This window comes from Chryseobacterium lineare, from assembly GCF_977014045.1.
On sequence record NZ_CDRNIQ010000001.1, the window covers coordinates 1,664,537 to 1,678,068 of the forward strand.

Annotated in this window: 9 protein-coding genes; all 9 read right to left on the reverse strand. The window is 36.1% G+C overall.

Translation table 11 applies throughout. The features are described 5' to 3' along the window. Window positions 1-42: 42 nt before the first annotated feature. The 9 genes from ACWNCI_RS07280 to ACWNCI_RS07320 all read right to left on the reverse strand — a co-directional run bounded on the left by ACWNCI_RS07280 (window position 43) and on the right by ACWNCI_RS07320 (window position 13,394). The gene (locus tag ACWNCI_RS07280) at window positions 43-594 is read right to left on the reverse strand and encodes an NADPH-dependent FMN reductase (RefSeq protein WP_449387785.1); all 552 of its coding nucleotides are present in this window, start codon (window positions 592-594) and stop codon (window positions 43-45) included. Window positions 595-623: 29 nt separating this feature from the next. After that, a complete protein-coding gene (locus ACWNCI_RS07285) occupies window positions 624-1,352 on the reverse strand; it encodes a pirin family protein (protein WP_449387786.1) in 729 nt (242 codons plus the stop codon). Window positions 1,353-1,551: 199 nt separating this feature from the next. Continuing rightward, window positions 1,552-2,934: an MFS transporter gene (locus tag ACWNCI_RS07290; RefSeq protein WP_449387787.1), complete on the reverse strand. Its 1,383-nt coding sequence runs from the start codon at window positions 2,932-2,934 to the stop codon at window positions 1,552-1,554. Between the two features lie 4 nt (window positions 2,935-2,938). Then, window positions 2,939-3,454: a nuclear transport factor 2 family protein gene (locus tag ACWNCI_RS07295; protein WP_346984867.1), complete on the reverse strand. Its 516-nt coding sequence runs from the start codon at window positions 3,452-3,454 to the stop codon at window positions 2,939-2,941. A gap of 129 nt (window positions 3,455-3,583) precedes the next feature. Beyond that, the gene (locus tag ACWNCI_RS07300; RefSeq protein WP_449387788.1) at window positions 3,584-5,434 is read right to left on the reverse strand and encodes a glycoside hydrolase family 13 protein; all 1,851 of its coding nucleotides are present in this window, start codon (window positions 5,432-5,434) and stop codon (window positions 3,584-3,586) included. Window positions 5,435-5,672: 238 nt separating this feature from the next. Beyond that, window positions 5,673-7,829 (reverse strand): glycoside hydrolase family 97 protein, encoded by a 2,157-nt coding sequence (locus ACWNCI_RS07305; RefSeq protein WP_449387789.1) that lies wholly within the window; start codon window positions 7,827-7,829, stop codon window positions 5,673-5,675. Window positions 7,830-7,911: 82 nt separating this feature from the next. After that, window positions 7,912-9,021, reverse strand: coding sequence for a SusE domain-containing protein (locus tag ACWNCI_RS07310; protein WP_449387790.1), 1,110 nt, complete (start codon window positions 9,019-9,021; stop codon window positions 7,912-7,914). An 18-nt stretch (window positions 9,022-9,039) separates the two neighbouring features. Further along, on the reverse strand, window positions 9,040-10,638 hold the full coding sequence (locus tag ACWNCI_RS07315; protein ID WP_346984865.1) for a RagB/SusD family nutrient uptake outer membrane protein: 1,599 nt from the start codon (window positions 10,636-10,638) through the stop codon (window positions 9,040-9,042). Between the two features lie 5 nt (window positions 10,639-10,643). Continuing rightward, the gene (locus ACWNCI_RS07320) at window positions 10,644-13,394 is read right to left on the reverse strand and encodes a SusC/RagA family TonB-linked outer membrane protein (RefSeq protein WP_346984864.1); all 2,751 of its coding nucleotides are present in this window, start codon (window positions 13,392-13,394) and stop codon (window positions 10,644-10,646) included. Window positions 13,395-13,532 lie beyond the last annotated feature (138 nt).

Consider the following 13,532-nt stretch of genomic DNA (forward strand, 5'->3'; position numbering starts at 1 on the left):
TTTCTTTTTGCAAAGATATTAATTTTAAATTAATATTCAAATCTATTTTTCAAGGATAATTTCTACTGCCGAAATTTTTGCAATCTTTTCCTTCAATTCGCTGTCTTTCTCTTCATTAGAAATTTTCTGAGCCGATTTGTCAAAATTATCATTAAAGAAAGGAAGCGTAAAGGTATCGACGATATTTCCGCCGTGAAGTGGAAAACGTTTTGCTGCCGCTTCTAAAACACCCAATCCTCCTCTTGCTCCGGGAGCTGTTGCCATCAATAACATTGGTTTTTCATTCCAAACTGCTCTGTCTTTGATTCTGGAAGTCCAGTCGAATACATTTTTGAAAGCAGTAGAATAGGTTCCGTTGTGCTCGGAAAGAGAAACCAAAAGTATATCTGCAGCATCAATTTTTGAAGCAAAATCTGCTGCCTGTTGAGGCACACCATTTTCTACTTCACGCTGATGTTTATAGATCGGCATTTCAAATTGATTCATATCTATGATTTCCAATTCTGCATTCTGAACGAGTGAAGCGGCATAAGAAACTAAAAGTTTGTTGATTGATGTATCGGAATTGCTTCCGGCTATGGCTAAAATTTTCATTGTTTTTATTTAAGTTTACAAATTTAATATTATTTAAGGTAAGATGGCAAGTCCATCGGAACTTCCATTAAAAGAATTTCGGTATCTTCAACGGCTTCAATGTTGAAACTTTGGGTATCCCAGATTCCCAGACCATCTCTTTCATTTAAAATCCTGTCGCCAATTTTTGCGCTTCCTTTTAAAACAAATGCATATACCCCGTTTCCTTTTTTATGAAGCATATAATTTTTACCGTTGCCTTTGGTAAAGTTTGCCAGGTTGAACCAAGCATCCTGATGAATCCAGACTCCGTCGTCGTTTTTATCCGGTGATAAAATTTGCTGAAATCCATTTATTTTTTCACCTTCTTTAATGCTTTTCTGATCATACCTCGGTTCAACATCAACTTCTCTTGGAAATACCCAGATCTGTAAAAATTTTACTTCTTCATCCTTATTTTTATTGTATTCGCTGTGCATTACACCGGTTCCGGCACTCATCACCTGGATCTCTCCCTTTCTGATAACAGCTGTAGTTCCCATGGAATCCTTATGCTCCAAATCACCTTCCAGCGGAATTGAAATGATTTCCATGTTTTTGTGCGGGTGTGTTCCGAAGCCCATTCCCTGAGAAACGGTGTCATCGTTCAGTACCCTTAATACTCCGAAATGGGTTCTTTCATGGTTTTGATAGTTTGCAAAACTGAATGTATGGTAAGAATTCAGCCAGCCATGATTGGCGTGGCCTCTTGTATCTGCTTTATGATATACTGTTTTCATATTGTGATTATTTATGGTACAAATGTACATTCAATAAATCGGTAAGGTGTTGATGTAGGATAAGAATGGATTTAAGCTAATTCTTGTAGAAGATTTAGAAACTATATGTCTTTAAATTTCGGCTAAAGCCATTTCCATGACATATAAAAAGCGGACTAAAGTCCGCTCCTATTGATTATTTCAAGATACAAAATTTAATTTAAAAATGTACCTGCTGGATTTCTTCTTCAATTTCCTTTGGGGTATCATGTTCTGATTTAATAAAAATCATTGTTAAAACAGCACCCAACAGCATACAGATTCCACCGACTACGATGTAAGCAATTGCCATTTTGCCAAATACACCACTTACAATCGGACCTCCGAAAATCCCGTTAATGATCTGAGGAATCACAATAAAGAAGTTGAAAATTCCCATATAGACTCCCATTTTCTTTTGTGGGATTGAATCGATCAGCATGGCGTAAGGCATGGCTAAAATACTTGCCCAGGCAAATCCCAGTCCGACCATTGAAATCCAAAGATGATGAATATCTTTAATGAAATACATTGAGATTAAACCTAACCCTCCACAAGCTAATGCTAAGGCGTGCGTTTGTTTTTTACCTATAAATTTTGCAATCGGCGTTAAAGCAAAAGCAAAAAAAATGGCATAGAAATTATAACTTCCGAACAAACTTCCTGTCAAGTCTCCGGCTTTATTAAATTCCGCAGAATGGGTATCATCAGGTGAAAGCCCGAAATGATGTGTCGCCAAAGCACTTGTTGTAAAAACCCACATCGTAAACAAAGCGAACCAGGAAAAGAACTGTACAATTCCTAATTTCTTCATCTGAGAAGGTACATTCGCAAAATCTTTAAAGATATCTGAAAGTTTAGATTTTTTTTCTACTACTTCCTTTCCTCCTTCAAATGAAGCAAATTCTTCCGGTGAGTATTCTTTGGTGGTGGTGATGGTGTACAAAATCGATAAGATCAGCACTGCTGCGCCAATGTAGAAAGCATAAATCACATTGTCTGCCACAAATCCTTCAGGCGCTTCATTTGAAATTCCCATTTTTGTAAGCCAGTTTGGTAAATCTGAACCAATTACCGCTCCGATTCCTATTAAAATAGTCTGAACAGAAAAGCCTATCGTTGCCTGATGTTTCGGCAGCATATCTCCCACCAAAGCACGGAAAGGCTCCATGGCAACATTTATAGAGGCATCCATCATTGCTAAGAAAATCACGGCCATCAGCAAAACATTTGCCGCTATCATCTGCGTTACAGAGGCTGCATTGGGAAGCATCACCAATCCGATGGCGCATAAAACCGCTCCTATTAAAAAATAAGGCTTTCTTCTTCCCAGCGGGCTCCATGTGTTATCTCCCATGTGACCGATGATTGGCTGTACAATCAATCCTGTTACAGGTGCCACCAGCCAAAACCATGACAACTCGTGAACATCTGCTCCAAAGTTTGCCAAAATCCGGCTTGCATTTCCATTTTGTAAACCAAAAGCCATCTGGATTCCCAAAAATCCCATGCTCATGTTAATGATCTGAGGCATTGACAGATTGGGCTTTACTTTTTTCATCATTATGTTAATTTGATTTTAATTGTTTAATTAAAGTATCTTCAATCGGAGTTTTTTCAACGACCACTTTATCTACAATCTCATTGGGAACCGTTACAGAAAGAACGTATTGTTTTACTTTCCATTGTCCGTTAATTTTTTCAACCACACCGGAACCGCGGCAGATCTTCATTTGAGTATCGAGCAATTCATCGAACCACGCCAGTTTTCCATCATTGCTGAAATAGATATTTCTTTTTAATGATGTGAAATCCCATGTTCTTTTTTTGTCGAAATGAGGTTTAGCCCAGATCATAAAAGCTTTTTTATCCCAGACTTCCGTTGCATCTGTTCCGATGAAGGTAGATTCATCTGCGAAATAATTGAAATAGGTTGTAAAATCTGCTTTTGCAGCTGCGACGTTGAATCCGTCGAGCATTGTCCCGATTTCTGCTTTTTCTTTTTCAAATTTTTTCTGAGCTGAAATGGTCGTAAAGCTCAATATACACATGATGAAAGTAAAGAATATTGTTGTTTTTTTCATATTTAATTATAAACCTTTAAATTTTATTTTTTAACGCAAAGGAGCGCAAAGCTTTCTTCTTAACTACTAACCGTTTTTAAGTTCGCAAAGGCGTTTCACTCAGCAAAGGTGAATGAATTTATTTTTAAGTTACTTTAATTCAATAACCATAGAAGTTTTTGCGGGTATGGTAAGATTATTCTGTAATGAAAATTCTTTATCGGAGATGATGTCTTTTCCTTTTGAAAATCCTTTTAATGATTCAGCAAAATGCTTCAAATCCAATGTTTCTTCTTTTTCATTGTTATTTAAAATAACCATTACGCTTTCCTTTTCGTTATATCTAAAATAAACAAAAACATTGTTCTGCGGGACAAAATTTTTAGTTTTTCCGGTGTGGATTACTTCTTTTCCTTTCCTCCAGTTCAACAGTTTTTGAGTAAACTGATAAAATTCCTTTTGTTCGGCAGTCTGTTCTGAAGGTTTAAAAGCATTTACTTTGTCAGACTTCCATCCACCCGGAAAATCTCTCCGGATATCGGCATCGCCACCTTTATTTTTATCACCGCGCATTCCGACTTCCGAGCCATAATAAATCTGTGGAATTCCGCGAACGGTTGAGATCATTGTTAAACCTAACTTATAAGCTTTTGGATCATTATTGAATATTTCATTCCATCTTTCGGTATCATGATTTTCAAAGAAAACCATTACGTTATTGATATCGGGGTAAAGGAAATCGCTTGCCAGGCTGTTGTATATACGATTCATTCCGCTGTCCCAGCCTTCTTTTTCCTTTAATGCTTTCGGCATATCGCCGTACAACATAAAATCCATCACCGACGGAAGATTGGAATTATAATTTGCCGCTTCACCCGTTTTTGAATCTTTCTGCCATGCCGAAATATATGCCGCTGTATTCAGCCATGTTTCTCCAACAATATTAAATTTCGGATATTCATCGGTAATTGCTTTAGCCCATTTAGCCATCGCTTCCTTGTCATTGTAAGGATAGGTATCTACACGAAAGCCTCCCAGATCTGCATATTCGATCCACCAGATGGCATTTTGAGTAAGATATTTTAAAACCAAAGGATTTTTTTGGTTAATATCAGGCATTGTTGTATCAAACCAGCCGTCCAACGCTAATTTTTTATCAATATCGGAAGCATTGGTATCAAACTGTGTGGTTGTTTTGTAATTGGAACGTTTAAAACCATTTTCTCCGCTACTAAACCAATGAATCCAGTCTTTTGTCGGCAGATCTTTGATCATCCAGTGTGAAACTCCCCAGTGATTCGTGACATAATCCATCACGAGTTTCATGTTTCTTTTGTTTAATTTTTGGGAAAGTTCGCGGTAGTCTTCATTGGTTCCGTATCGGGCATCTATTTTATATAAATCGGTCTGTGCATAGCCATGATAAGAATATACTTTTTCATTGTCTTCATTCACCGGAGTGAGCCAGACTGCCGTTGTCCCAAGATTCTGGATATAATCGAGATTATTGATGATTCCGCGCAAATCTCCGCCGTGACGTCCGTTGGGAAGGCTTCTGTTTGCTTTTTCCGTTAAGTCCGGGCTTGAATCATTTTTCTCATCACCATTGGCAAAACGGTCGGGCATAATCAGATACATTACATCCTTAGACGTAAAAGATTCTCTATCCGCAGAATTGGGTTCTCTCTGCTTTAATTCGTAAGTGTAAGAGCTGGTGATTTTTTTTCCTTTTCTAGTATTGATCTTAAACTTCGGAACATTGATCTCATTGGTATTTAAAGTTATAAAAACGTAATTCGGATTTTCTACTTTCTGAATATCTTTGATCTGAACTCCGTCTGAAATTTCGATTTCGTCATTGGCAACATTTTTTCCATAAACCAGGACCTGAAGTTCAGGATTTTTCATTCCTTTCCACCAAAAGGCAGGTTCTACTTTTTGAATTTGTGAAAATGCAACGGATGCTGCCGATAAAGCAAATATTGTATATATTTTTTTCATTTTAAGATTTTTAAAACGTTAACAAAGATTTTAACTTTGAAAAAGTCGTTTTGTATGGTGTGTAATTATTAGCCCCGATAGAAACGGCGTCCTTTTTCGTTACGGCCTCCGCTTCGCTCCGGCCGCAACAAAAAAGATACAGTACTTCGGCAGGCTCAGCATAAATTCCAAGCGGGAAAAAGCTTCTAAAAATAAAAAACTTTGTCAAAGATTAAACTTTGACAAAGTTGATAATATATTACAATGGTTTTATCGAAATTGCAAAACCGCCGCTTCGTGCCATTTTAAAATTGATCTTAGACTTACTCGTAATCTGTTTTTTATAAATGTGATAGCTTTGAGGATTGTCGATGTAATCTGCATCTTTGCCATCTTCATAAATTACCGCTTCGTACTTTTTGCCTTTATCAAGGAAAGAAAAATCCACGGTGTAATCACGCTTATTCTCATCGGTAATACCGCCCACAAACCAATTTTCTGTACCTTTTGCTTTTCTTGCGGTGATGATGTAATCTCCGGGTTCAGCTGATAAAATTTTAGTATCATCCCAATCTGCCGCTACATCTTTGATAAACTGGAAGGCATCCATGTGTTTTTTGTAGTTTTCAGGCAGGTCGGCAGCCATCTGAAGGGGCATGTACATTACCACATAAAGAGCCAGCTGCTTTACTAAAGTCGTCTTTACAAAACGCTTATCACCCGGGAAATAGTAATCCAATTTCGTCTGGAAAATCCCCGGTGTATAGTCCATCGAGCCCCCCATCCATCTTGTAAACGGAAGAATGGTTTGGTGATCCGGGTTATTTCCGCCGAAAGCTTCGTATTCCGTTCCCCGTGCTGCTTCAGCAGAAATATAGTTCGGGTAGGTACGGCTTTCTCCGGTAGGTCGCACGGATTCGTGAGAGTTAACCATGATTTTGTACTCATTTGCCTTTTCAGCAATTCTGTAGAAGTGGTTGATGGACCACTGAGAATAATGATGTTCTCCCCGAGGGATCATATCTCCTACATATCCTGTTTTCACGGCATCGTAGCCATATTTATTCATTAGCTGATAAGCTTTATCGGCCCATCTCTCATAGTTCGTTGCAGAACCTGAAGTTTCATGGTGCATAATCAGCTTGATACCTTTTGAATGTGCGTATTCATTCAACATTTTGATATCAAAATCCGGGTAAGGCGTGATGAAATCGAAAACAAATTCTTTTGAATGCCCAAACCAGTCTTCCCAGCCGATATTCCATCCTTCGATCAAAAGCCCCTGGAAACCGTTTTCTGCGGCAAAATCAATGTATTCTTTAGCTTTTGTATTGTTGGCAGCATGTTTTCCGTTAGGCGTTAATTTAGAAAAATCGGTTACTCCAATACGGACATTTGATTCCGGTTGGCCGTATGCCCATTGTGATTTCCCGATGATCATTTCCCACCATACACCCATGTACTTTGTAGGATGAATGTAAGAAGTATCGGTATATTTTGTAGGTTCGTTAAGGTTGAAAAGCATTTTTGAATCCATCACTTCTTCTGCTTTCGGAGCCACAACAATGGTTCTCCAAGGCGTTACGGAGGGTGTCTGAATATATCCTTTTGCTCCCTGCCTGTCAGCAGTAAGATGTGTTTTGAATTTAAAATTAACCGCATCCACTTCAAGATGAGAAGCCGGATAATCTAAAACTGCCGCTTCTGCAACGTTAATATATAATGGTTCTTTACCTTCCTGCTTCAGCATTACCGGTGACTGCACTGCATTTTTTATCAAAGTCTGCGAAGCATTGGCATCTGCCGCTTTCGGCCATCTTGCAGGGATCTCGGAAAGTTTTGTCTCCTGGTATTGGTACTCCTGAGAATCATAATCGGCAACGATCCACCAGGCTTTCATGTCGGTTGGGAAATCAATCTCGGAATCTTCTTCACGGATTACGAAATAATTAAGGTTTTTCTGCTGCGGAAATTCATACCTGAAGCCTAACCCATCGTTAAAAAGTCTGAACTTAACGATAATATTCCTGTCAGTAGTATCCTGGTGCAGCGTAACTGCTAATTCATTATAGTTGTTAATATAATTTTTCTTCTCCCCTAAAATCGGTTGCCAGGTTTCATTTTTTGCATCACGTTTTTCATCAACTTTCGTAAAGCCGTTATTAAGATCAAATTTTACATCTTCGGGTTTAGCAATTTCAGATGCAAATTTGATAGAAGTATCTTTAAATAATCTCAATCCCAGTTTTGAATCTTCAACTATTATTTTTCCGTTGTATTTTAGGTTATAGAAAGGTACGCCCTGCTTCAGCTGGAAATCCATTTCAAATTTTCCGTCCGGCGATTTTAAAGATTGTGCATTAACACCCACAAACATCATCGAGAACAATAATGCCCCAATTGTAATTTTCTTCATAATGATCATTTATAAACTTTAAAAATAAAGAAAGTGCTGCCGAAAAGCAACACTTTGCTATATTATTCAACTTAAATTAATATTATAATGGCTGGATTTTGTAAGTTCCCATTTTTACATCGATAGAAATTTTATAACTACCTCCTGTTCCATCAAATTTAATATTCCCGTTACTTCCTTTTGGTCCTAAATATCCAGTATTCCCATCAGCTGTAATATTTCCCCAATCCAAATCTCCCCAGCTTTGTTGTCCTAAAAATTTAAATTCAGAAGCAGCCGGAAGTGCTACAGTATATTCAAACTTACCATTTCCTAAGCTTGTCATTGGAATTGCCGTTCCTGCATTCCATCCATTGACAGTTCCTACTAAATATACATTAGCAGGATTCCAAGTATTAACAGATGAAGCTGAAACAGTGATGGATTTTACAGTTGCATCTGCATCAATAACAACCTTATACATTCCTGTTGTCCCATTAAACTGGATATTTTCAGGAGTTGACGCAGCTAAGTTTGTTGACCAAGTTTTAAAATATTTGTTTCCCGCATTCATTCCTGCAACATCAAGGCTATAATTTGTTGGTCCCCAATCTTGTTGTCCCAAAAATCTAAATGTTTTTCCATTTTCTAAATACGTATAGATTGTTGAAAGATTATCTTTTTTGTATAGTAATTGTGATGTCGCCGCATCCCAGCCTACAGCTGATGCATCACCTACTATATAAAATGATGGATAAGCGGTCATATAAGGCTGAACATTGATCGTTAAAACATTAGAATTAACAGGATTATAACTACCTAATTTAGAAGATAATCTTACTTCTATATCAGTAGCAACATTGGGAGCAAGGCCTGCATCTAACATCATATTATTAAAATCAGCAACGGTATAGCTAACTTTTTTAGCCCCATCTGCTAAATCTATATTTTTGGGGCTGGCGAAATTTGTTCCCTTTAAAGAAATTTGTAATTGATTCTTTTGAGCAACACTTACTCCATAATCAGGAGCACTCCAATCAAAAGTAATGGCAGTTTGAGCTTCATTATCTTTAATTAAAACTAAAGTAGTTTTATCTGCTTTTAGATTAGATGCTGACGGATTTTGTAAAACAGCCTGATCTTCATCTTTATCACAAGAAGCTATTAAAAAAGCTACCACAAAAAGTGTGAATATTTTAAATACATGTTTCATTTTAATAGTGTTTTTTTATTAATAGCCAGGATTTTGAACCAAATTAGGATTTGCTACAATCTCATTAGCTGGCAAAGGAAATAGATTTCTGTAGTCTTCAACAGCTTTACCATCTTTCACGCCCCCTTTCCAAGGCCATAGATAAGAGCCTGTCGTAAATTTACCATAACGAATTAAGTCCGTTCTTCTTGTTCCTTCCCAAGACATTTCTCTTGCTCTTTCATCTAAGAAAAAATCGGTATTAATTGATGTAACCGTATTACCTCCTGCTCTTGTTCTCAAGGCATTCACATACCCTAATGCAGTAGTAACATTTCCTCCCGATCCCCCTCTTGTAACAGCTTCCCCGTACATTAAATAAATATCAGCTAAACGATACAAAGGAATATCTGCGTCTACGAAATTACCAGAGGTATCTGACCCAGGTGCTCCATTAGAATATTTTATATTTTTATATTTGATAAATGCGTAACCGTCTGTAAAAGTTGCTACATTGTTAATTTCTAAATTCTGACCAGTCGTATAAAAATTCCCTCTTTGATCACTTGGAGAACCTGCAAATAGATTAACAAAAGATTTTGTAGTTCTAAGACCACCCCAGCCTCCATTTATTCCAAAATCAGAAGCAGGCATAGATCCTCCAACAGCAGCATGTACCATGAAAGTTGAACCACCATAAGTTTTTGTACTTGTACCATCGTAGTTTACAGATAGAATAACTTCAGGGTTACTTACATTATTATCAGCCATAAATAATGATCCATAATTTGATTTCAGAGAATAACCAGCACTTATAATTTTGTTACAATACGTAATACAATCTGTATATCTTCCTGTACCTGTGTAAACTTGTGCATTTAAATACAATCTTGCTAATAAAGCCCAAGCTGCCGCTTTATCTGCTCTTCCATACTCATTAGTTCTTGCATCTTTAAGATCATTGGCACAAGCCAAAAGTTCAGCTTCTACATACTTGAATAATTCTGCTCTCGTAATTCTTGGTGGAGGATTATTAATAATATCTGTAGTTTCTATTACATTAGGAACGTTTCCAAATAAATCTAATGCGTGATAGTAAGATTGTGCTCTCAAAAAACGCGCTTCGGCACGCATATATTTTGCCTCAGTCAGATTATTTCCTGTAATGCCGTTTGTGGAAAGTTTTTCATCTGTAGTGTTTTTAATAAATTCATTACTTATAGCAATTACACTATAGATTCTGTAATATATCGCTGTTATAAAAGGGTTCGAAGCATCCCAAGTCATTCTATGCATTTCTGGTAGACCAGAATCTGCCCAAGCGATAACAGCTTCATCAGTTGTTAAGACCTGCATACTATACATTTGACGAAGATAATTGGAAAATCCACCATCAATACCTCCAATATCAGTATTTGCATCTCCATTATTCTGATCTCCTTGTCCTCCAATAGCCAGCCCAGCATAGATTTTTGCTAAAGCAGGTTTATAGTTATTAAAGTCTTTATATAATACAGAGGAAGTAAGTCCTAAACTTGGTTCTCTTTCCAGATCTTGTGAGCACGAGCCTGCTGAAATTACAGTTCCCAGCACAATAGATCCTATAATTATTTTTTTGTATAAATATTTATTTTTCATGTTAATTAAAATTGAAAGTTAAATCCTAATGAATACACTTTAGGCCTTTGATAAAATCCATTATCCACACCATTAAAAATCTCTGGATCAATACCTTTATATTTAGTGATTACAAAGACATTTTGTGCCATAGCATTTATTCTTAAATTAGTTCCTTTCCCCATAAATTCTCCAACATTATAACCAACCGTCAAATTATCCATCCTTAAAAATGAAGCATTTTCAACAAACATATCAGAAAATAACTGGGTAGTTGCAAATTGTGTATTTAAAACACTTACATTAGTATTACTCAAGAAATTATTATTTTGAATATTCGCAATTGAACTGTTAGAAGCTGAATTATTATAGACATAGTTTCCTAAGATAGCCCTAAGTGTAGTTCCAAAATCCCATTTTTTGTAAGATATCTTAGTAGAAAAACCTAAAATTGCGCTTGGGTTAGGCGATTTATAAAAATATTTATCAGAATCATCAATTTTTCCATCTGTGTTTCTATCTACATATACTCCTTCAAGAGCTTTTCCATTACTATCATAAACTTGCTGGTAGACAAAGAAAGAGTTGGGTGCATATCCTACAGAATTCCATTCTATATAGTTATTAATTCCTGTAATATTTGATGATGATGTCTGAAATCTATACGAAGAATCAACATATTGTGAGAAGCTAATAATTTTAGGGTTTGCCTTACTGAAGTTAAAATTAACGTCCCATGTTAAATTCTCATTTTTTACAGGTATAATATTCAGATTAAATTCAATTCCTTTATTATCAATTACGCCTACATTTTTCGTAACAAAGTTATTAAGACCTCCTGCCCATGTCGGTACATTCGCAATCAAGCTGTTATCATCCGTTCTTTTTGCAAACAAATCTACCGAACCGTTGATTCTATTATTCAAAATTCCAAAATCTAATCCTATGTTTTTTGCAGTAGTAGTTTCCCATCTTAAATTTGGGTTATAAATATCTGGTCTTAGCAACGTGTAAAAAGTATCACCAAGCTGATACTGTGAAGTACTGCTATTACTATATGAATATGAACCAAAAGCGGTGTAAAAACCTCCTGTTTCTTGTTGCCCAGTTTGTCCCCAACCTGCTCTTAATTTTAAAGAATTAATAAGTTTTACATTCTTCAAGAAACTTTCTTCATTAATTTTCCATGCAACGGATACGCCCGAGAAATTACCCCATAAGTTATTTTTATCTGTACCGTTCCAGAAAGTAGATGACCCATCTCTTCTGATTGATCCGTTAATAATATATCTATTGGCTATAGTAAAAATACCTCTTGCATAGTATGACTGCATCGTTCTTTGGTTATCTCCCGCAGTCGAAAAATCGGTTTTTTGACCATTCCCATAATAAGTTGGTGCTACTGGAGTTATTTCATGTTTATCCTGATAAGAGTAACCTCCAATAATATCAATATTGGTAGCTATAGCGTCTATTTTTTTAACATAATTAAAATATGTTTCCAATAATTTACCTTTAGCTTCCTGCGAATATGAACGATAAGATCCTAAAGTGCCAATACCTTGTGCATAATTCGCAGCCACAGCCGTAGAACCGTCACTTTTTGCATAATCATAAGAAACATTTGCTACTAATCTTAAATCTGGTAAAAAATGAAGCTTATAGTCTACTTGTAAACTTGGAATGATTCTGAAAACAGATGATAGATCTCTTTTACTGTATAGTAGACCAAGAGGGTTTCTTGTTCCATTTACATTTAGTCCGGTAGCTGTGTTTGCAGGATCCAACCACTCATAATATCCTCCATAATTAGAATTACCAGAATATATCGGTTGTGTCGGGTCAAAATAAATAGCAGCACCTATCGCTCCTCCATCAGGGAATCTGTTTTCCGTAAATGTTCCTTTTAAATTTGCATTAATTGATAAATGGTTGTCAAAAAACTTTGGCGATAGATTTAATCCCAAAGAAGTTCTTCTAAATTCATTAGTTTTAACAATACCATTCTGTTCATTATATCCTAAAGATAATCTATAAGGTAAACCTTTAATTCCTCCAGAGAAAGACACATTATTATCAGTACCTAAAGCCTGTTGATAAATTTGGTCTTGCCAATTTGTATTAGCATTTCCCAAATAAGATTTTTGCTGTGTTGTACCATAGGTATTTACAAAACTTCTGAATTGATCTGCATTCATAACATCTGTATTCCCCATTTTAGTTGAGACAGAAAAATTGGTATTAAAATTTACCCTGAATTTTCCCGCCGTTCCTTTTTTGGTTGTAATTAATATAACCCCATTAGTTGCTCTGTTACCATAAATGGCAGTAGCAGAAGCATCTTTAAGAATATCAAAAGTTTCGATATCATTTGGATTAATTAATGATAATGGATTTGTTGCTCCTGCTAAACTATTCGTTTCTAAAGGAACCCCATCAATAACTATTAGAGGATCATTATATTGGAAAGAAGAACTACCTCTCACCCTGATTGTAGATCCTGATCCGGGAGCTCCTCCATTTCCAGTAACTTGTACCCCTGGTGTTTTACCAACAATCAATTGATCAGCAGTTGTAGCTCCTCCATTAAAATCTTTAGCAGTAACAGAAGTTATCGACCCCGTAAGATCCGTCTTCTTCTGTTTCCCATAGCCAATCAGAACAACCTCTTCTATTTTTTTCTCTTTCGTAGCAGAGTCGCTTGTTTGCGCATGAATTATTGTACTTGCCAATAAAAATGCAGGCGCAATTTTTAATACCGTTGTAAAATTTTTCACAATATTATTTTTATATAGTTTCTTTTTTATCGTACAAGGCCAGAGCCTGCTGCAATTTAAAAAAATTTAATAATTATCATAAATTTTAAAAAATTTTATTAAAATTATGTAAATTAAACGAACATTTTAATGCATACA

Excerpts from the sequence above, each read along its gene's own strand:
- ACWNCI_RS07305 (WP_449387789.1), bottom strand. The coding sequence starts at position 7,829 with ATGAAGAAAATTACAATTGGGGCATTATTGTTCTCGATGATGTTTGTG.
- ACWNCI_RS07315 (WP_346984865.1), bottom strand. The coding sequence starts at position 10,638 with ATGAAAAATAAATATTTATACAAAAAAATAATTATAGGATCTATTGTG.
- ACWNCI_RS07285 (WP_449387786.1), bottom strand. The coding sequence starts at position 1,352 with ATGAAAACAGTATATCATAAAGCAGATACAAGAGGCCACGCCAATCAT.
- ACWNCI_RS07310 (WP_449387790.1), bottom strand. The coding sequence starts at position 9,021 with ATGAAACATGTATTTAAAATATTCACACTTTTTGTGGTAGCTTTTTTA.
- ACWNCI_RS07280 (WP_449387785.1), bottom strand. The coding sequence starts at position 594 with ATGAAAATTTTAGCCATAGCCGGAAGCAATTCCGATACATCAATCAAC.
- ACWNCI_RS07300 (WP_449387788.1), bottom strand. The coding sequence starts at position 5,434 with ATGAAAAAAATATATACAATATTTGCTTTATCGGCAGCATCCGTTGCA.
- ACWNCI_RS07290 (WP_449387787.1), bottom strand. The coding sequence starts at position 2,934 with ATGATGAAAAAAGTAAAGCCCAATCTGTCAATGCCTCAGATCATTAAC.
- ACWNCI_RS07295 (WP_346984867.1), bottom strand. The coding sequence starts at position 3,454 with ATGAAAAAAACAACAATATTCTTTACTTTCATCATGTGTATATTGAGC.